Below are 19,919 nucleotides of genomic sequence, written 5' to 3'. Positions count from 1 at the left end.
TTTCCACAAGCACGCTCATTTTCTTGCCTATTGATATCGCTGAATCTGCTCGTCTATTCGGCTTATCCCCGACTTCAATTTGTTTTGTCATTTTTATTTCCTCGGGGACAGCTTTCGGCGGTGGATTGTCGCACTGCCTGTGATCTCACTTTAATCCTTGCTACTCACCGACTCTAAGAAATAGAAACCTTCTAAAATGATTTTCTTTTATTAGAGGGAGAACCCATTGACCGGGACGAACCGGAAGATAGTCAGTGTGCTTGAGGGAAAGACAGTCAGTCCTCCCCCCGTCTGGCTGATGAGACAGGCGGGTCGCTATCTTCCAGAGTATCGGGAAGTGAGAGCACGTGCCGGTGGCTTTCTCGATCTTTGTTACTCACCGGATCTGGCAGTCGAAGTCACGCTTCAGCCAATCCGGCGCTATGGCTTTGATGCGGCTATCCTGTTTTCCGACATCCTGGTTGTCCCGGACGCCTTGCAAAGAAACGTTCGATTCGTTCAGGGTGAAGGACCGAGGATGGATCCCATCACGGTTGATGAGATCCTGCAACTCAGCGCCAGTGGCGTGATCGATTATTTGAAACCGGTTCTCGAGACGGTCACAAGGCTGCGGGAGCAGCTTCCGCCAGAAACTGCTCTGCTTGGCTTTTGCGGTGCGCCCTGGACCGTGGCCACCTATATGATCGCAGGACAAGGTACACCGGATCAGGCTCCTGCCCGTCTCTTCGCCTATAGATACCCGGAAGCTTTTGAGAAACTTCTCGCCCTACTGGCCGAGGTCTCGGCGGAATATCTGATCAGCCAGATCGATGCTGGGGCTGATGCGGTTCAGATCTTCGATTCCTGGGCAGGCGTTCTTGGGGAGCGAGAGTTTGAAAAACATGCGATCAAACCCGTTGAGCGGATGATCGATATCGTCCATTCTCAACGCCCTGGAGCCAAGGTGATAGCTTTTGCAAAAGGTGCCGGCTTCAACCTCAAGACCTACCGCCAGAGAACCCAAGCCGACGCCATCGGCCTCGACTGGTCGGTTCCCCTCTCCTTCGCAGCTGATCTGCAGAAGGACGGGCCGGTTCAGGGCAATCTTGATCCAATGCGGGTTGTCGCTGGTGGCCAGGCATTGGAGGACGGTATTGATGCTATCCTCCAAACGCTTGGAAACGGTCCGCTGATATTCAATCTCGGCCACGGCATCACGCCGGAGGCTGATCCGGATCACGTCGCCACGCTCGTCAACCGCGTTCGCGGTTTTGCACCGTGACGGCGGGTGATAATCAGGCCGGCGCTTCTGCCGGAAAACGCTCAGCGTTTCGAGCCTTCATCGCGCTCGCTGTTTTCGTTGTCATTTTGGCTGCGGTTTATCTCAGTCAGCCGGACGATTTCCTGCTCTACGTCAAGGCTTTCCACGTCATCGCCGTGATTTCCTGGATGGCGGGATTGCTCTATCTGCCGCGGCTTTTCATCTATCACAGCGACGCCGAAGCCGGTTCGCCCCAGTCGGAAACGTTCAAGATGATGGAGGCTCGGCTGCTGAAAATCATCATGAACCCCGCCATGATGATTACCTGGATACTGGGCCTGTTTTTGGCTTGGGAAGTCTATGGATTTCAGGGTGGTTGGCTGCATGCGAAAATCGCGCTTGTCGTGTTGATGACGCTGGTGCACGTCTTCTTCGGCAGGGCTGTTCGTCGCTTCGCGGCGGATGGTCCGCGCAAGTCTTCCCGCTACTGGAGGATGATGAACGAGATCCCGACCGTGCTGATGATCGGCATCGTCATTCTGGTTATTGTGAAGCCGTTCTAATCTATTATCAGACAGATTAGCGAATGCCTCTTGCGGCGTTCCACGTGAATCGCTATTTTCATCGCCACCTCATCTCGTGGCATGCGTGTAATCTCATCGTCCCGGACCATTATCCGCGGTAGCGAATTCCACCGACACGCCTACATCCTCCCTGAATTCTCAATATGGTCCTCCCTTCATGGCTGAAATGAAGCTTCAAGAACTCAAGAGCAAATCTCCGACTGATTTGTTGACCTTCGCCGAATCGCTCGAGGTTGAGAACGCCAGCACGATGCGAAAGCAGGAGCTGATGTTTGCAATCCTCAAGGTTCTGGCAAGCCAGGACATTGAGATCATTGGCGAAGGCGTTGTTGAAGTACTGCAGGACGGCTTCGGTTTTCTTCGCTCTGCGAACGCCAATTACCTGCCGGGCCCGGACGATATTTATATTTCGCCCTCGCAAATCCGGCGCTTTTCGTTGAAGACAGGCGACACGGTCGAGGGACCGATCCGGGGACCTAAGGAAGGCGAGCGTTATTTCGCGCTGCTGAAGGTCAACACAATCAATTTCGACGACCCGGAGAAAATTCGCCACAAGGTCCATTTCGACAACCTCACGCCGCTCTATCCTAACGATCGCTTCAAGATGGAGCTGGACGTACCGACATCCAAGGACTTGTCAGCCCGTGTCATTGATCTGGTTGCGCCGCTTGGTAAGGGTCAGCGCGGACTGATTGTTGCTCCTCCACGCACTGGTAAAACGGTTCTGCTGCAGAACATCGCCCATTCCATCACCGCAAACCATCCGGAATGTTATCTCATCGTTCTCCTGATCGACGAGCGGCCGGAAGAAGTGACAGACATGCAGCGGTCGGTGAAGGGTGAAGTTGTTTCGTCCACTTTCGACGAGCCGGCCGTTCGCCACGTCCAGGTAGCGGAAATGGTGATCGAGAAGGCCAAGAGGCTTGTCGAGCACGGCCGCGACGTTGTCATCCTGCTCGATTCCATCACCCGCCTTGGGCGCGCTTACAACACCGTGGTCCCTTCGTCTGGCAAGGTTCTGACAGGCGGCGTGGACGCCAACGCTCTCCAGCGTCCCAAGCGCTTCTTCGGCGCGGCGCGCAACATCGAAGAAGGCGGCTCGCTGACCATCATAGCCACGGCCCTGATCGATACAGGCAGCCGGATGGACGAAGTGATCTTCGAAGAATTCAAGGGAACGGGCAATTCGGAAATCGTGCTTGATCGCAAGGTGGCCGACAAGCGCATCTTCCCGTCCATGGACATCCTCAAGTCCGGTACCCGTAAGGAAGACTTGCTCGTTCCGCGTCAGGACTTGCAAAAGATCTTTGTTCTTCGCCGAATTCTTGCGCCAATGGGTACGACGGACGCGATTGAATTCCTTATCGATAAGTTGAAGCAGACCAAGAACAACGGCGATTTCTTCGACTCGATGAATACCTGATCCTAAGCCGGAGTCTTAAAAATGAAAGCGCTCGGTTAATCCGGGCGCTTTTGGTTTTCCAGATTCCCTTATTGAGGTCGCCCGATGCCGAACACCAGTGACTCGATCTTCGCCTTGTCCAGTGGCACTCTCCCCGCAGGCGTCGCTGTGGTCCGTATGAGCGGTCCGAAAAGCTTCCAGGCTCTCGCTGCACTGACGGCCGATGTACCTCCTCCCCGTCAAGCTATGCTTCGGGCTCTACGAGGCCAAACGGGAGACGTGATCGACCATGGCCTGGTCGTCACTTTTCCTGCACCACACTCCTTCACGGGAGAAGATTGCGTCGAACTGCACCTTCACGGAAGCCGTGCCGTATTCGCTAGAATATCTCAGGAGCTGTCGCTCCTCGGACTTCGCCTGGCTGAAGCGGGTGAGTTTTCACGTCGTGCGTTCGAGAACGGTAAGATCGACCTGGTTGAGGTGGAAGGTCTAGCCGATCTCATTTCCGCAGAAACGGAAATGCAAAGAAAGCTGGCCGTCGAACAGGGCTTTGGAGGACAGTCACAACTCTATATGGATTGGGCTCGACGGCTGACACATGCCCGAGCGCTGATAGAAGCCGAACTCGATTTCGTTGACGAGGATGATATTCCGGGGTCGGTATCAGACAGGGTATGGGCGGATGTAGCAGCCCTCTCCGCTGAAATGACACGCCATATTGCCGCCGCCAAGACCGGGGAAATAATAAGGGACGGATATAAAGTTGTTATCGCCGGTCCGCCAAATGCCGGGAAGTCCAGCTTACTGAACGCGCTAGCACAACGCGACGTGGCAATTGTTACCGATATCGCCGGAACGACGCGAGATGTCCTGCATGTCGATCTGGATTTAAATGGCTTTTTGGTACGCGTATTTGACACGGCCGGAATTCGCGACACTGACGATATCGTTGAGCGAGAGGGTGTCAGACGTGCTATTACCGCGATAGATCAGGCTGATCTCGTTATACAGCTTCAAGAAATTGATTCGCCTCCGCAACAAGATAAACTGCAAGGCCTACCTGAAGTTCTCAATGTTGGAACAAAGGTCGATATCTGCGGCCAAGCGCAGCGTTTTGATTTATGTATTTCTGTGGTGACAGGTGAAGGCCTGGATCAACTTCGGGGCGAAATTACTGCTCGGCTGAAGCAGCATTGGACGGGCTTCAGTGTGCCTAGTAGGGAGCGGCATATTTCCCATTTGCGGGAAGCAACCGAATTCATTAAAGAGGCCTTGGCTGGCCATCACCTGGATCTTAGATCGGAAAGCCTTCGTGCAGCGGCATCGGCCTTGGGACGAATCACCGGCCGGGTGGATGTGGAACAACTTCTGGACGTAATTTTCTCGCAGTTCTGCGTCGGCAAGTGATTCACGTGAAACAGATTGTTCCGTTAAGGCGGTAGGATGGATATCAACTACGACGTCATCGTTATTGGTGCTGGGCATGCCGGATGCGAAGCGGCAAGTGCCGCAGCGCGCTCAGGTGCAAAGACTGCATTGCTGACGCATAGGCGCGATACGATTGGCGTGATGTCCTGTAATCCTGCTATCGGCGGGTTAGGCAAGGGGCATTTAGTCCGCGAAATCGACGCCTTAGATGGGCTTATGGGGCGGGTTGCGGACGCTTCGGGGATCCAGTTCCGGCTTCTGAACCGGAAAAAAGGACCAGCTGTCCGAGGTCCCCGAACCCAAGCTGATCGCAGGCTTTACCGTGAAGCGATGCAAAAAGAAATCGCCCAGCATCGTAATCTTACTGTCATTGAGGGTGACGCCTTTGATATCAGCGCCGATCACGGGGCAGTCTCCTCTGTTACCACGAAAGACGGACGTCGATTCGGGTGCGGAACGGTTGTGTTGACGACTGGCACCTTCCTGCGTGGACTGATCCATATTGGTCAAACTACAATTCCTGCAGGTCGCGTTGGAGAAGATCCGTCAGAAGGTTTGTCCGGAACACTAACGCGGTTAGGCTTGAAGTTGGGTCGCCTGAAGACCGGTACTCCTGCACGATTGGATAGGCGAACCATTGACTGGTCAGCTATAGGTTCACAGGAAGCCGATGAAGATCCGGTTCCGTTTTCCTTTATGACCGATCGTATCACTACTGCGCAAATTTCCTGCGGCGTCACGCGGACGACCGAAGCGACCCATAAGATCATCACGAACAATATCCACCTGTCGGCCATGTATTCGGGTCAGATCGAAGGCGTTGGCCCCCGATATTGCCCGTCCATCGAGGACAAAATCGTTCGCTTTGGCGAGCGAGACGGCCATCAAATTTTCCTTGAGCCAGAGGGCATTGACGACCCGGCGGTTTACCCGAACGGAATCTCGACATCCCTGCCCGCCGACGTTCAGGAAGCGTTCATTCGTACCATTCCTGGTTTGGAAAATGTCGCGATCCTGCAGCCCGGATATGCGATCGAATATGATCATGTCGATCCGCGTGAACTCACCCCTGCCCTTGAGCTCAAGAAGCTGTCCGGGTTGTTCTTAGCTGGGCAGATCAATGGCACCACCGGCTATGAAGAAGCAGCGGCCCAGGGTCTGGTTGCAGGTCTAAACGCGGCGCGTTGCGCTGCTCAGCAGGAACCACATCATTTCAGCCGATCCGATTCCTACATTGGCGTGATGATAGATGATCTGACATCAAGGGGCGTGACAGAACCATATCGTATGTTCACCTCGCGAGCCGAGTATCGCTTGTCCTTACGTGCTGATAATGCGGATCTGAGGCTCACGCCCATAGGGATATCGTTAGGCATTGTGGGGCAGCAGCGATCTGATAGGTTTTCATCGTATTGCGAGGATCTGGATCAGGGCCGTCGTGTGCTCCAGTCACTTCAGGTGACACCCAATGAGGCGGCCCGTCATGGGATTAAGCTGAATCAGGATGGGCAAAGACGTAGTGCGTATGAGCTTCTGGCCTACCCGGAGCAGTCAACCACCAGTCTCCAGGCTCTCTGGCCAGAGTTAGTATCTGTGCGACCAAGGGTCCAAAAGGCTCTCGAAACAGAAGCTTTATATGCAGTCTATATGCATCGTCAGACCGCCGATATTCAAGCGACGCAGCGGGACGAAGCACGTGTCATCCCTCCCAATTTTATCTTTGATCATCTCCCTGGCCTATCCAATGAGTTGAAGCTCAAGCTCGCGGCTGTGCGCCCTGCGAATTTAGCTCAGGCTGCTAAGGTTGATGGAATGACCCCGGCAGCGCTTGCCCTGCTTCTCGCGCTCATTCGCAAACACGGTGCAATCGAACGCGCGGAACGAGTCTCCTGATGCAATTAAACGGCAAGAGTGTTTCACGTGAAACGCAGGACCGGTTGGAGAATTTTTCTAAGCTATTTATGAAATGGGCTGGCACGATAAACCTTGTTGCTCCCTCGACTATTGGGGAGATCTGGCGTCGACACATCGCCGATAGTGCTCAAATTTTTCAGCTTTCGCCTCAGCCGCAAAACTGGCTCGACCTGGGATCCGGGGGCGGTTTCCCAGGTGTAATCACAGCGATTTTTCTGGCTGAACTTCAGGACGGTTGGGTGCATCTCGTGGAGAGCAACCAGAAAAAGGCCGCCTTCCTCCGGGTGGCATTGGCGGAAACCGGCGCGCGTGGGTCGGTTTATCCTCTTCGTATCGAGAACGCATATTCTTCACTGCCGGTTTGCGACGCCATTTCAGCCAGAGCCTTAGCGGATCTGGATCAGCTACTCTCGCTTTCCTCGCCTTGGTTGATAGGCTCCGAAACACGCGCCTTTTTTCACAAAGGTAGGGATTACGTTGCCGAGATCGAGAAAGCTCATAGTCGGTGGGATTTCGATCTGGTAGAACATGCTAGTGCCGTCGAAGCGAACTCAGTTGTTCTTGAGATTAGTGGCCTAAGGCACAAGAACCCAGGTTAGGTGCCGTATGTTTGATAGAAACCGGATCATCACCATTGCAAACCAGAAGGGCGGTGTTGGGAAAACGACCACTGCCATCAACCTTGCGACCGCACTTGCCGCTATCGGTGAGCGGGTTCTTATTGTCGATCTTGACCCCCAAGGTAACGCTAGCACCGGCCTCGGTATCGATCGGAAAGACCGTAAACTGTCGTCTTACGACCTGTTGATGGGCTATAATGATGTACAAGAAACGGCTATGGAAACCGCTGTCCCCAACCTGTTCATCGTTCCCTCAACTATGGATCTGCTTGGCTTCGAGATGGAGATCTCTCAGTCGAGCGACCGCGCCTTTAAGCTACGACGTGCGCTTGGCTCCGACGCTGCTGCCAGCTACTCCTATATACTCGTCGACTGCCCTCCGTCATTCAATTTGCTAACGATGAACGCGATGGCAGCGGCGCATTCTGTGCTGGTGCCACTCCAATGCGAGTTCTTTGCGCTTGAAGGTCTGGGTCAGCTTCTGGAGACAGTCGATCAGGTGCGGCGAACGGTTAATCCCACACTCGATATTCAGGGTGTCGTTCTTACCATGTTCGATGCCCGAAACAACCTTGCGCAGCAGGTGGTCACGGATGTGCGCAGCTACCTTGGCGACAAGGTCTACCATACACTCATCCCCCGCAACGTTCGGGTTTCCGAGGCTCCGTCACATGGAAAGCCGGCTATCCTTTACGATCTGAAATGCGCTGGTAGCCAGGCATATCTTCAACTCGCATCCGAGGTAATACAGCGCGAGCGCCGCCGAAAAGCAGCTTGATCTGCTTCAATAATCCATAGGTCGACAATGAATGATGATCCTTCAAAGCGGCGTCTGGGCCGCGGTCTTGCTGCTCTCATAGGCGAAATGGATCAGCCCTTTGCTGCTGATGCTGCGCCGAAGAAGGTGGATGCCGATCGGCTGGTGCCTATCGAATTGGTTTCGCGCAATCCGCGTAATCCGCGACGGAGCTTTAACGAAGGCGAGCTTCAGGATCTCGCAAATTCTATCCGGCAGCATGGCATTGTTCAGCCGGTCGTCGTGCGGCCGCGTGACAGTCGCTACGAGATCATCGCCGGCGAGCGACGTTGGCGTGCCGCGCAGTTGGGCGGCTTGGTTGAGATCCCTGTCATCGTCCGTGATGTTGACGACCGGACTGCGCTTGAGATCGCCATTGTTGAGAATGTCCAGCGCTCGGATCTCAACCCGCTCGAAGAAGCGCTTGGTTACGAACAGCTCATCGCTGAGCATGGATATACGCAGAACGACTTGGGCGAGATTATCGGCAAGAGCCGAAGCCACGTTGCCAATAGCCTACGTCTTCTGAAATTGCCTGATCCCGTTCGTGATATGCTATCAGCCGGCGACCTCTCTGCAGGGCATGCTCGCGCTCTTGTGACAACTTCGGATCCAGCCGCGCTCGCCCGCACTATCGTGGCTAAAGGCATGTCTGTTCGTGACGCCGAGCGTTTAGCCCAAAATGATGTTAAAGCACAGTCCGAGCCGGCAGCGGGACTCAAAAGCGTTGAAAAGGATTCCGACACATTGGCGCTGGAGCGAACGCTTTCCGATACGCTGGGACTGGATGTGAAGATCAATCACAAGGGTGGGACAGGCCAGATAAGGATCAACTATCGCAGCTTGGACCAACTTGAAGAAATCTGCCGGCTACTTGAGCGAAAGTAGGCTCGCGGCGGCTAAGCCTGCTGCCTGCGAGACTGGACAGCTACTGCCATTAGCGCGTGGAAGGCGATGTCAGGTTCGAGACTTTGCCGCTGTCGAGATGCGAGAACGGCCGCTTGAAGACGCTCTGCTTCGCGAGCCAAAGCTGGCAGGCTCCAGTTCCGAAGCGCTTTTTCTATCAGCGGCTTGCGTTTGAAGTGGATATGTCGCCCGAGCGTCATCATCACCTGACCCGGCTGAAGCTTCTTTTCCTCCATTTCGCATTTCATCATGTCCAGCATCTGGAGCTGTTTGAGGCATGACTGCAGTACAAGAAAGATGGGTGTCTTTGACGCGACGATCTTCTGGACCGAACGCTGCAGACTGGCAATATCACCGACAAGCACGGCATCAACAGCTTCATCAGTTGAGATACTGCTCGCATCGCCGATGATTTCATCGACGTGATGCTCCTCAATTGTATTGGCACCACGACAGTAGAGTGCCAGTTTTCGGATTTCATTGCGGGAAGCAACCCTATCTCCACCCAACAGCTCGACAAGCCTTGACCTTGCTGCGCTGTTGATGCGGAGGTTGTCGGCAGCGAGTTCGACATCGATCAGGCCTTGGATAGCGCGGGCGTCATCTGCGTAACATGGCACGATAGCAATTGTTTTAGCCGGCTCAGCAATTTTTCGCAGACCGGCCCCTTTTTTTAGGTCGCCGGCTTCAACAATAAGAATATTGGCAGGCGGACGCCCGTCGGCCAGAATTTGGAGTGCATCGATCAGAGGCTTCTCATTGGCTGCCCCTCGCAGCCAGATGAGCTTGGCATCGCCAAACAGACCAAGTGAATTGACCTCATCCAATAGTCGGCCTGGATCCCCCTGAAGATCAGAGACATCGAGCTTCAGCATGGCAAAAGGGTCATCAGATGAAGCGCCCGTCTTTGCGGCAAGAAGCGTAGCGCGTTCCGACACCAAACCGCGATCCGGGCCGTAGATGACAAAGACCTTGTAGGCGTCGACCGCCTTTTCGACAAAGCGATCGAATTCGTGAGACTTTATTTCTGCCATACGGTCTGGGGCTGCGGCTCGCGAGACAACGCAATGGCAATCTCCGCACGAATGAATTCGGCCGCTTCTCGCGATGCACGGTTCTCCGCGTCACGGATCGCGCGCAGCTTTGCGAATGTCTGGCCTGAGACGTCGATCTGAGAGACCACTTCCCGCGTTGCGGATTTCAGCACCTGTCCGTCCCTGACGCGGGAAAGCGTATAGGTGACCTGTACTTCGACGCGGCCGGCTATCGGCGTGTTGGTCACCGTAACCGTATCGTCGTCAGAGGTGATGTCGAGAATGCTCGACGCGGTGCTTTTCGCCGAAAGCTTGACCTCATATTCAGGACGTGGGTTTTCGCCCGCTCCTCCGGAGGCGAGAAAAACCAGGTGGTTGCGAACCACCTGCTCGATCCGGTTACGCGGATCGGAGAACTCGACCGATGACAAGCGCTGCCCGACGCCGCCGCTCTCGGAATAAAGCGGGCGGACCTGGCATGCGGAAAGCAGCGTCAGTGTTATGACGCCTGCAGCCATGGCGATGAGGCGGAGTGAGCGGTCAAGCGACAATGTTGACGATCCTCTGTGGGACAACGATGATCTTCTTCGGCACCTGGCCATTTAGAGCCGCCTGCACCGCGTCCAAAGCCAGAACGGCGGCTTCGACGGCAGTTTGATCTGCGCTGCGAGCGATTGTCAATTCGGCTCTTTTCTTGCCGTTGATCTGAACGGGCAGCGTCACCTCGTTTTCAACGACCAGAGCGTCCTCGTAGCGCGGCCAAGCGGTGCGCGAAACGATTTCATCATTGCCGAGAGCGGCCCAGCATTCTTCCGCCAGATGCGGCGCCATAGGCGCTACGATCTGGATCAGGATTTCTGCGGCATCGCGAACTGCGGCATGGTAAGCAGCATCGCCCTTGCCGGCAGCGACATCCGTCAGTGGCCCGGCCAGGGCGTTGACCAGCTCGTAGATGCGCGCCACGGCCTTGTTGAAGGACAGCTTGTCCAGATCGGCTTGGACCGCCTGGAGAGTCTTGTGAGCGACCTGTGACACAGGCAGACCCTCCCCCTGATGGGCAGGCGCCGGTGCGACGCCCTTCAGCGTCTCAGACGCCTCGGAGATCAGGCGCCACAGCCGTTGCGTAAACCGGTGCGCGCCTTCCACACCAGCTTCCGACCAAATCACATCACGGTCCGGCGGAGAATCCGACAGAACGAAGAAGCGGGCTGTATCGGCGCCATAGGAGGCGATGATATCATCCGGATCGACGACGTTCTTCTTGGACTTCGACATCTTTTCGATCGAACCAATCGTCACCTCTTCGCCGCTCCTCAACAGGGTGGCGCGCCGCTTTCCGTCGATTTCCTCGATGCTGATATCTGCGGGTGCGACCCACTCGCCGTTCTGGCCGGTGCCGAGCTTATAGGTCTCGTGCACCACCATTCCTTGCGTGAAGAGCCCTTTGAAGGGTTCCTTGACATCCACATGGCCGGTTTCGCGCATCGCGCGGGTAAAGAAGCGGGAATAGAGCAGGTGCAGGATCGCATGCTCAATGCCACCGATGTACTGGTCGACAGGTAGCCACCGGCTCGCAACGGCATGATCGGTCGGCGCGGCTTCCCAAGGCGCCGTAAAGCGGGTGAAATACCAGCTCGAATCGACAAACGTGTCCATGGTGTCAGTTTCCCGACGGGCGTCCTTGCCGCATTGCGGGCAGGCGACGTGACGCCAGGTCGGATGACGGTCGAGCGGATTGCCGGGCTGGTCGAAGGTGACGTCATCCGGCAGCTGTACCGGCAGAGACTTCTTAGGCACCGGAACCACGCCGCAGTCGTCGCAATGGATGACGGGGATCGGGCAACCCCAATAGCGCTGGCGGGAAATACCCCAATCGCGCAGCCGGAAATTCACCTTGCGCTCGCCTTGGGGAGCGCCGTTCAGCGTCTGTGCCGCCAGCATATCCGCAACGATCTGGAAGGCCTCGTCGGTCGTCTTGCCGTCCAGGAAGCGGGAATTGATCATCACGCCGTCGTCGACATAAGCTGTGTCGCCCACGGTAAAACTTGCCGCGTCGCCGTCCTTTGGCATCACGACGGGGACGACCGGCAGAGAATACTTGCGCGCGAAATCAAGATCGCGCTGGTCGCCGGACGGGCAGCCGAAAATTGCGCCCGTGCCATATTCCATCAGCACGAAATTCGCGACATAGACCGGCAGCTCCCAAGAAGAGTCGAGCGGATGCCTGACGCGGATGCCCGTGTCGATCCCCTTCTTCTCGGCAGTTTCCAAGGCGGCAAGCGATGTTCCCTGCCGGCGGCACTCTTCCGCGAAGGCTTCGATAGCCGGATTCTGAGCGGCAGCAGCCTTGGCCACCGGGTGATCAGCAGCAATGGCCAGGAAGGATGCGCCAAACAGCGTGTCGGGCCGCGTCGTATAGACGGAGATCTCCGTCTCGCCGGCAGGCGCCGTCGATCCATTGATCTCCCAGCGGATCACCATGCCTTCCGACCGGCCGATCCAGTTCTTCTGCATCAACCGGACTTTTTCCGGCCACTGATCCAGATTGTCGAGCTCATCCAGCAGATCCTGGCTGAAATCAGTGATCTTGAAGAACCACTGTACCAGCTCGCGCTGCTCCACCAGCGCGCCGGAGCGCCAGCCACGACCGTCGATGACCTGTTCATTGGCGAGAACGGTCTGATCGACCGGATCCCAGTTGACCTTGGACTGCTTGCGGTAGACCAGGCCCTTTTCCATCATGTCGAGGAAGAGGTGCTGCTGCTGCTGGTAATATTCCACATCGCAGGTCGCAAATTCCCGCGACCAATCCAGCGACAGGCCCATGGCCTTCAGCTGCTTCTTCATCGATTCGATGTTCTGGTAGGTCCAGGTCTTGGGGTGGACCTTGTTATCGCGAGCGGCATTCTCGGCCGGCATACCGAAAGCATCCCAGCCCATCGGGTGCAGAACGTTGAAGCCACGAGCACGCTTATAGCGCGCCACCACGTCACCCATGGCGTAATTGCGCACATGGCCCATGTGGATACGACCCGATGGGTAAGGGAACATCTCAAGGACGTAATATTTCTCGCGCGGATCGCTGTTGTCGGTTTCGAAAACCTTGGCCTCGTTCCATTTTTGCTGCCAACGAGGCTCGGCATCGCGCGGATTATAACGTTCAGTCGCCATTTCGATGATATTCCGGGAAAATCTGGATCAGGAGTCGGGCTGACCTTCACCATGAAAGGCCGCAAGCGTCAAGTTTTTAGGGGCTTCGGGACGTCCGTAAACTTTCGCCAGAGCGCCCTTGGCAAGGCGTCATATGGGGATTAAGCGCTCTTATCACAAGAAACAGAAAGGGCGGTAGATGAGCGTCGAGGAACGACTGAAGGACGTCAGGTCAAGGATCGAGACGGTCGAGCGGCAGGCCAAGCGACCGGCGGGGTCCGTGACGCTGGTTGCCGTGTCCAAGACGTTCCACGCCGAGCAGATCCGCCCAGTGATCCTGGCCGGCCAACGCGTGTTTGGCGAAAACAGAGTGCAGGAGAGCCAGGGCAAATGGCCAGAGCTGAAAGCGGAAACAACGGATATCGAGCTTCACCTGATTGGCCCGCTGCAGTCCAACAAAGCGGCAGACGCGGTCGCCTTGTTCGACGTGATCGAAACGGTGGATCGGGAGAAGATAGCCCGAGCCCTGGCCGAAGAGATAAAAAAGCAGGGTAAACCAATAAGGCTTTATGTCCAGGTCAACACTGGGATGGAGCCTCAAAAGGCCGGCATCGATCCTCAAGAGACGGCTGCCTTCGTTGAACTCTGCCGCAGGGATCTCGGGCTTTTGATCGAGGGCCTGATGTGCATTCCGCCGGCAGACGAAAATCCTGGGCCTCACTTCGCCTTGCTTGCCAAGCTCGCTGATCAATGCGGCTTGCAAAGGTTATCCATGGGGATGTCGGGAGATTTCGAAACCGCTGTCGAGTTCGGTGCAACCAGTGTCCGTGTGGGCTCAGCGATCTTCGGCGTGCGTTAGAACTAAAGCTTTGGTCGGGCTTTCCCGAGCCTCCTGCGCCTTCTAAATTGTTCCGTTCTGGCAGCGCAATCCAGAAGGGGAGGTTCAGATGCAAAGCCGCTATTTCGAGGTTTATGACGAGTGGCAGAGAGACCCGCAGGCATTCTGGAAAGCCGCTGCTGAAGCAATTCACTGGTTCAAGCCACCGGACAGGGTCTTCGATGAAGATCAGGGCGTTTACGGCCGGTGGTTCATCGGAGGCGAGACGAATACCTGCTTCAACTGCCTGGATCGGCATGTCGCTGCCGGCCATGGTAGCCGGCAGGCCTTTATCTACGACAGCGCCATGTCGGGAGAGAAGCGTACTTTCACCTATGATCAGGTTCTGTCCGAGGTCTCGGCTATTGCCGGCACTCTTATCGACCTCGGTATACAAAAGGGCGATCGTGTCATCGTCTACATGCCCATGGTGCCTGAAGCGGTCTTTTCCATGCTGGCCTGTGCACGCATCGGCGCGGTTCACTCGGTCGTCTTCGGCGGATTTGCGGCTCAGGAACTCGCAGCCCGATTGAATGATTCGGAGGCGAAGTTGGTTATCACGGCCAGCTGCGGCCTAGAGCCGGGGCGGGTGGTGGCGTATAAACCTCTGCTAGACCAAGCCATCGAGTTGGCAGATGTCAAACCACGGCACTGCTTGGTTCTCCAGCGCGAACAGCTTTGGGTAGACTTGCGCGCAGAGCGTGGGGACCTCGATTTTGCCGAAGCTATAGAGCGTGCGCGCGGGAGGACTGTGGAATGTGTTCCGGTGGCAGCAACCGATCCGCTCTACATCCTCTATACGTCCGGAACGACAGGGCAGCCGAAGGGAGTGATCCGCGACAATGGCGGGCACATGGTGGCGCTGCACTGGAGCATGGAAAATATCTTCGGAGTCAAACCTGGAGAGGTTTTCTGGACTGCCTCAGATATCGGCTGGGTCGTCGGCCATTCCTATATCGTTTATGCGCCTTTGCTGGCAGGCATTACGAGCGTCATCTATGAAGGAAAGCCGGTAGGCACGCCGGATGCAGGTACATTCTGGCGGGTCGCCGGCGAGCATGACGTCAAAGTTCTGTTCACCGCGCCGACCGCCTTTCGCGCAATCCGCCGCGACGATCCTGAAGGCGAACTGGTCCAGAACTATGATCTTCTCAGCCTGCGGGCCCTGTTCCTGGCAGGTGAACGCGCCGACCCCGAAACCTTGAAGTGGGCAGAGCAGCAGCTCAAGGTTCCGGTGATCGATCACTGGTGGCAGACGGAGACCGGATGGCCGATTGCGGCCAATCCGCTTGGCCTCGATTTGATGCCCTTCAAGCACGGGTCGCCGACGCGGCCGATGCCGGGTTACCGCCTTGAGGTACTGGACGACATGGGTCATCCCGTTACGCCGGGAATGCTCGGCAATCTGGTCATCAAGCTGCCCCTGCCGCCCGGATGCCTGCCGAGCTTTTGGAACGCCGATCAGCGTTTCCGAGAAACATGCCTGTCAGAATTCCCGGGCTATTACAAAACCGCGGATGCCGGGCTGATCGACGAAGACGGCTACGTATTTGTGATGGCGAGAACGGACGACATCATCAACTGCGCTGGCCATCGTTTATCGACCGGTGGAATGGAGGAGGTTTGCGCCAGGCATCCGGACGTGGCGGAATGCGCGGTGATCGGCGTCAATGACAGCATCAAGGGGCAAATTCCCTGCGGCTTTATCGTTCTGAAGAACAATGTTTCCCGTGATGAAAAGGGAATTTCGCGGGAGGTTGCCGAACTGGTGCGTAACGAGATCGGCCCGGTTGCCGCCTTCAAGACCGTCATAGTGGTGCCAAAGCTGCCGAAAACGCGATCCGGGAAGATCCTGCGTGGAACGATGCAGAAGATTGCCGATGATCAGCCATGGAAAATGCCGGCAACGATTGAGGATGCTGCGGTTCTGGAGACTATCACCATAGTTCTCAAGCACAATGGCTATGCGAAAGAGGCGCGTGGTTCGTCTTCTTGAGGATGTGGCAAGCGAGCAGGAGGTTGAAAACAATCAGCCTTTGGCAAGCATGGCGGCACGCAGAGCGTCGTTGATTCGGTCCTGCCATCCAGGCCCGTCCTCCTGAAAGAAGGACAGGACATCGCTATCGATCCTTAGAGATACGGTTTCGCGGCTGTTGGGCACCGCCGGCCTTTCAACCGCCGGCGCTGCCTCCTTTGCGGCAGGCTTGAACAAGGCTTCGGCCGCATCCATGGGATTGACCGGACGTCTGGGCGTAGATGCCATGTGCCTGTCTCCGTCGCGTCGCCTCAAGCCAAAGCCTTAGAAGCGATCTTCTTCATTATCGTCGTCACGACGGGTTGATTTGAGCGAGCTGAGCTTCGCAAACACCGCATTTGCGTCGATTTCCTTCTCGTCCTCGCGCTCCGTGCGATAGCTGAAGCCAAGGTTCTCGGTTTCAGCGGCTGGCTGCAGCGAAGCGCCGAGTTCCGCAGCGGTGGGCAGGGGACGGCCCTTGGACGCCCTTTCCACTTCCAGATCAAGGTCGATCTGGCTGCAGAGGCCAAGCGTCACCGGATCCATCGGCGTCAGGTTGGTGGCGTTCCAATGGGTACGCTCGCGGATCTGCTCGATCGTCGACTTGGTCGTCCCCACGAGGCGGGAAATCTGGGCGTCCTTCAATTCCGGATGGTTGCGAACCAGCCAGAGGATGGCGTTCGGGCGATCCTGACGCTTGGATACCGGGGTGTAGCGCGGTCCGCGCCGCTTGGATTCAGGCACGCGAACCTTGGGCTCAGATAGCTTCAGCCTGTAATTGACGTCGCCCTCGGCGCGCTGGATCTCATCGCGGGAAAGCTGTCCCGTCGCGATCGGATCAAGACCCTTGATGCCCTGGGCCGCCTCGCCATCGGCAATCGCCTTGACCTCAAGAGGATGCAGCTTGCAGAACTGAGCGATCTGATCAAAGGAAAGTGCGGTATTGTCGACCAGCCATACGGCCGTCGCCTTCGGCATGAGCAATTGTTGAGCCATGGATATAGTTCCTCTGTCCGTCCGCGCCGGTGTCGCGGGCCGTGGGTATCAACCACAAATTTCCGGGAATTCATCGGAGCTATAATCGAATTGGGACCGAATTGCAATTCGTGATGCGGCATGACCGTTTGTCTAATTGCTGCTCTTGCCGCAGCTGCTATGAATGCCGGACATATCGCCTTGAGGTTCGATACATCGTTTTCAGGGCACAGTAGGGAGGAGTTCATGTCGGAAAAAATCTATCCGGTTCTTAAGGCAGCCAAGACGAAGGCGCTCATCGATCAGGCAAAATACGAAAAATGGTATGAGGAGAGCGTCGAGGATCCGGATAAGTTCTGGGGCAAGCACGGCAAGCGCATCGACTGGTTCAAGCCTTATAGCAAGGTGAAGAATACCTCGTTCAAGGGCCGGGTTTCCATCAAATGGTTCGAAGATGGGCTGACCAATGTCTCCTACAACTGCATCGATCGGCACCTGAAGACGCACGGCGAGCGGACAGCCATCATCTGGGAAGGTGACAATCCGTATATCGACAAGAAGATCACCTATAACCAGCTTTACGATCAGGTATGCCGCCTGGCCAATGTCCTGAAAAAGCAGGGGGTCAGGAAGGGCGACCGCGTTACCATCTACATGCCGATGATCCCGGAAGCGGCCTATGCGATGCTGGCTTGTGCCCGTATCGGCGCGGTTCATTCCGTTGTTTTCGGTGGCTTTTCACCCGAAGCGCTGGCCGGGCGCATTATCGATTGCCAGTCCACCTTCGTGATCACCTGTGACGAAGGCGTGCGCGGTGGCAAGCCCGTGCCGCTCAAGGAGAACACCGATACGGCCATCCGCATTGCGGCCAAGCAATATGTTACGGTCAACAAGGTTCTCGTGGTTCGCCGTACCGGCGGCAAGACCAACTGGGCGCCGGGGCGCGACCTCTGGTACCATCAGGAAATCGCCAGCGTGAAGCCGCATTGCGAGCCGGTCAAGATGAAGGCGGAGGATCCGCTTTTCATCCTCTACACGTCCGGCTCGACGGGAAAGCCCAAAGGTGTATTACACACGACCGGCGGTTATCTCGTTTACGCCGCGATGACCCACGAATACACGTTCGACTACCACGACGGCGACATCTACTGGTGCACCGCCGATGTCGGCTGGGTGACGGGACATTCCTATCTCGTCTATGGGCCGCTTGCCAATTGCGCCACAACGCTGATGTTCGAGGGCGTTCCCAATTTTCCCGACCAGGGCCGCTTCTGGGAAATCGTCGACAAGCACAAGGTCAACATTTTCTACACGGCGCCCACGGCCATCCGATCCTTGATGGGAGCCGGGAACGAGTTCGTAAAGCGGTCGTCGCGCGAAAGCCTGCGCCTGCTCGGCACGGTCGGTGAACCGATCAATCCGGAAGCCTGGGAATGGTATTACGAGGTCGTTGGCGACAAGCGCTGCCCTGTCGTCGACACCTGGTGGCAGACGGAAACCGGCGGCCACATGATCACGCCTCTGCCGGGTGCGACCGATTTGAAGCCTGGTTCTGCCACGAAGCCATTCTTCGGCGTCAAGCCTCAGCTGGTCGACAATGAAGGCAATGTGCTTGAAGGCGCGGCAGACGGAAACCTCTGCATTACCGACAGCTGGCCGGGCCAGATGCGGACGGTCTACGGCGACCATGAGCGGTTCATCCAGACCTACTTCTCGACTTATAAGGGAAAGTATTTCACCGGTGACGGCTGCAGACGCGATGCTGATGGCTATTACTGGATCACCGGGCGGGTCGATGATGTTCTCAATGTTTCCGGACATAGGCTCGGCACGGCAGAGGTGGAATCAGCGCTCGTCTCCCATAACCTGGTCTCCGAGGCAGCCGTGGTCGGCTATCCGCATCACATCAAGGGGCAGGGCATCTATTGCTACGTCACCCTGATGTCCGGCCATGAAGGGACCGATGCACTGCGGCAGGAACTGGTGAAACATGTCCGCAACGAGATCGGCCCCATTGCAGCACCGGATAAGATCCAGTTCGCGCCTGGGCTTCCGAAAACCCGATCAGGCAAGATCATGCGCCGTATCCTTCGCAAGATCGCGGAAGATGATTTTGGTGCGCTCGGCGACACGTCAACGCTGGCTGATCCAGCCGTGGTGGATGATCTGATCGAGAATCGTCAGAACAAGTCGGCCTGATCGCCAGTTATTTAGGGGGCGTCGCATACTTCACGAGGTTTGCGACCCCCATCGTACTGCCGGGCAAGCCCGGCAAGAAGCAGGTTGTTTGCGGCGTCCCGCCCATCGGCAAATCTCACGTCAGCAACGATCCGGCCGAAATACTTGTCGCCGGAAATTCGGCTAAGCTCAATCCTGCGCGATGACGCCGTCATCGCTTCCAGGGCTCGTTGCGCGCGTCGTCCGCTTTCCCGGATGATTTCGCAGCGGGAGTTCATCTCCGGGGTGTCGATTCCGCGGATCCGGACATAGACCTCTATCTTCTGCTGCGGCCAAGGCTGCGCTTCTACGAGAATTGTGTCTCCGTCGATCACCCGCAGGATTTCTGCCGTGACCGGGCCGGAGATCTCTTCCCGTGCCAAGGCACCCGCGCCAAGAGCGGAAAACCAAGCAGCAAGTATGACAGACTTCTTGACCATGAAAGGAATAAATTCCGTTTTCTGGTTCAAGTCAATAGGAATATTTGCTCAGAAGTCGATGGCGCGGCCGTTGATCTCCCAGTCTCCGAAGCGGGCCGGATCGGCACCGCCTCGGCCCCCGATCTCCTCGGGCATTTTCACCTGAGCCGCGGCCTGGCGACGCTCCTCCGCTTCCTCAAGAGCACGTTGCGCTGCAGGAGTGAGAGGTTTTTTCCGCGAGTTTTCGTCCGCCACTTCGTGCATATTGTCGTTATCTGCAGTCTGCATGGGTTAGCTTCACTCGACTGTTTGTTGAAAATAGCGGTTCATCTGACCACATAAT

The 19,919-nt window shown here is 56.4% G+C and carries 18 protein-coding genes; 11 read left to right on the top strand and 7 right to left on the bottom strand.

Translation table 11 applies throughout. The annotated features are described in order from the left end of the window. Positions 1-226 precede the first annotated feature (226 nt). The 8 genes from hemE to E2F50_RS21295 all read left to right on the top strand — a co-directional run bounded on the left by hemE (position 227) and on the right by E2F50_RS21295 (position 8,872). Entirely contained in the window at positions 227-1,261 is a 1,035-nt protein-coding gene (gene hemE / locus E2F50_RS21330; RefSeq protein ID WP_133318206.1) for a uroporphyrinogen decarboxylase, read from the top strand. After that, positions 1,258-1,803, top strand: coding sequence for a protoporphyrinogen oxidase HemJ (gene hemJ, locus E2F50_RS21325; protein ID WP_133318205.1), 546 nt, complete (start codon positions 1,258-1,260; stop codon positions 1,801-1,803). Before hemE ends, hemJ begins: the two co-directional genes overlap by 4 nt. A 178-nt stretch (positions 1,804-1,981) precedes the next feature. Further along, positions 1,982-3,247 (top strand): transcription termination factor Rho, encoded by a 1,266-nt coding sequence (gene rho, locus E2F50_RS21320; protein ID WP_112964404.1) that lies wholly within the window; start codon positions 1,982-1,984, stop codon positions 3,245-3,247. An 84-nt stretch (positions 3,248-3,331) separates the two neighbouring features. Further along, the gene (mnmE, locus tag E2F50_RS21315; RefSeq protein WP_133318204.1) at positions 3,332-4,633 is read left to right on the top strand and encodes a tRNA uridine-5-carboxymethylaminomethyl(34) synthesis GTPase MnmE; all 1,302 of its coding nucleotides are present in this window, start codon (positions 3,332-3,334) and stop codon (positions 4,631-4,633) included. A gap of 36 nt (positions 4,634-4,669) precedes the next feature. Next, positions 4,670-6,547 carry a tRNA uridine-5-carboxymethylaminomethyl(34) synthesis enzyme MnmG gene (mnmG, locus tag E2F50_RS21310; protein ID WP_133318203.1) on the top strand — a complete coding sequence of 626 codons (1,878 nt, stop codon included), beginning with the start codon at positions 4,670-4,672 and terminating at the stop codon, positions 6,545-6,547. Beyond that, entirely contained in the window at positions 6,547-7,167 is a 621-nt protein-coding gene (gene rsmG, locus E2F50_RS21305) for a 16S rRNA (guanine(527)-N(7))-methyltransferase RsmG (protein ID WP_133318202.1), read from the top strand. Before mnmG ends, rsmG begins: the two co-directional genes overlap by 1 nt. 7 nt (positions 7,168-7,174) lie before the next feature. After that, positions 7,175-7,966 (top strand): ParA family protein, encoded by a 792-nt coding sequence (locus E2F50_RS21300; RefSeq protein WP_133318201.1) that lies wholly within the window; start codon positions 7,175-7,177, stop codon positions 7,964-7,966. A gap of 27 nt (positions 7,967-7,993) precedes the next feature. Next, complete coding sequence (locus E2F50_RS21295; RefSeq protein ID WP_133318200.1) at positions 7,994-8,872, top strand: ParB/RepB/Spo0J family partition protein; 879 nt, start codon at positions 7,994-7,996, stop codon at positions 8,870-8,872. 11 nt (positions 8,873-8,883) lie between these two features. Here E2F50_RS21295 and holA read toward each other — a convergent pair whose 3' ends face one another. From holA to leuS, 3 genes are read right to left on the bottom strand one after another with little or no spacing between them, the layout of a single operon-like run. Next, on the bottom strand, positions 8,884-9,924 hold the full coding sequence (gene holA / locus E2F50_RS21290; protein WP_133318199.1) for a DNA polymerase III subunit delta: 1,041 nt from the start codon (positions 9,922-9,924) through the stop codon (positions 8,884-8,886). Further along, positions 9,912-10,475, bottom strand: a complete 564-nt coding sequence (locus E2F50_RS21285; protein ID WP_133318198.1) for a hypothetical protein — start codon at positions 10,473-10,475, stop codon at positions 9,912-9,914. Before E2F50_RS21285 ends, holA begins: the two co-directional genes overlap by 13 nt. Next, the gene (leuS, locus tag E2F50_RS21280; RefSeq protein WP_133318197.1) at positions 10,465-13,095 is read right to left on the bottom strand and encodes a leucine--tRNA ligase; all 2,631 of its coding nucleotides are present in this window, start codon (positions 13,093-13,095) and stop codon (positions 10,465-10,467) included. Before leuS ends, E2F50_RS21285 begins: the two co-directional genes overlap by 11 nt. Before the next feature lie 178 nt (positions 13,096-13,273). Here leuS and E2F50_RS21275 point away from each other — a divergent pair, with 178 nt between their 5' ends. Both E2F50_RS21275 and E2F50_RS21270 read left to right on the top strand, forming a co-directional pair. Next, positions 13,274-13,933, top strand: a complete 660-nt coding sequence (locus E2F50_RS21275; RefSeq protein ID WP_133318196.1) for a YggS family pyridoxal phosphate-dependent enzyme — start codon at positions 13,274-13,276, stop codon at positions 13,931-13,933. An 88-nt stretch (positions 13,934-14,021) separates the two neighbouring features. Next, entirely contained in the window at positions 14,022-15,947 is a 1,926-nt protein-coding gene (locus tag E2F50_RS21270; protein WP_133318195.1) for a propionyl-CoA synthetase, read from the top strand. A 33-nt stretch (positions 15,948-15,980) separates the two neighbouring features. Here the strand turns inward: E2F50_RS21270 and E2F50_RS21265 are convergent, their stop codons facing one another. Together E2F50_RS21265 and E2F50_RS21260 are read right to left on the bottom strand one after the other, a co-directional pair. Continuing rightward, entirely contained in the window at positions 15,981-16,214 is a 234-nt protein-coding gene (locus E2F50_RS21265) for a BrnA antitoxin family protein (RefSeq protein WP_133318194.1), read from the bottom strand. Positions 16,215-16,250: 36 nt separating this feature from the next. Further along, the gene (locus E2F50_RS21260; protein WP_133318193.1) at positions 16,251-16,961 is read right to left on the bottom strand and encodes a DUF1013 domain-containing protein; all 711 of its coding nucleotides are present in this window, start codon (positions 16,959-16,961) and stop codon (positions 16,251-16,253) included. A 225-nt stretch (positions 16,962-17,186) separates the two neighbouring features. On the opposite strand from E2F50_RS21260, the gene acs reads away from it, so the two are divergent. After that, positions 17,187-19,139: an acetate--CoA ligase gene (gene acs / locus E2F50_RS21255; RefSeq protein WP_133318192.1), complete on the top strand. Its 1,953-nt coding sequence runs from the start codon at positions 17,187-17,189 to the stop codon at positions 19,137-19,139. A gap of 11 nt (positions 19,140-19,150) precedes the next feature. On the opposite strand, the gene E2F50_RS21250 is transcribed toward acs, so the two are convergent. Together E2F50_RS21250 and E2F50_RS21245 are read right to left on the bottom strand one after the other, a co-directional pair. Next, positions 19,151-19,597 (bottom strand): thermonuclease family protein, encoded by a 447-nt coding sequence (locus E2F50_RS21250; RefSeq protein ID WP_133318191.1) that lies wholly within the window; start codon positions 19,595-19,597, stop codon positions 19,151-19,153. Between the two features lie 48 nt (positions 19,598-19,645). Further along, positions 19,646-19,864 carry a DUF1674 domain-containing protein gene (locus tag E2F50_RS21245; protein WP_133318190.1) on the bottom strand — a complete coding sequence of 73 codons (219 nt, stop codon included), beginning with the start codon at positions 19,862-19,864 and terminating at the stop codon, positions 19,646-19,648. Positions 19,865-19,919: the final 55 nt, after the last annotated feature.

The organism is Rhizobium deserti (assembly GCF_004358025.1).
Lineage (GTDB): Bacteria > Pseudomonadota > Alphaproteobacteria > Rhizobiales > Rhizobiaceae > Neorhizobium > Neorhizobium deserti.
Note: the sequence above shows the minus strand (reverse complement) of the source record. Positions and strands in the feature narration are given on the sequence as shown.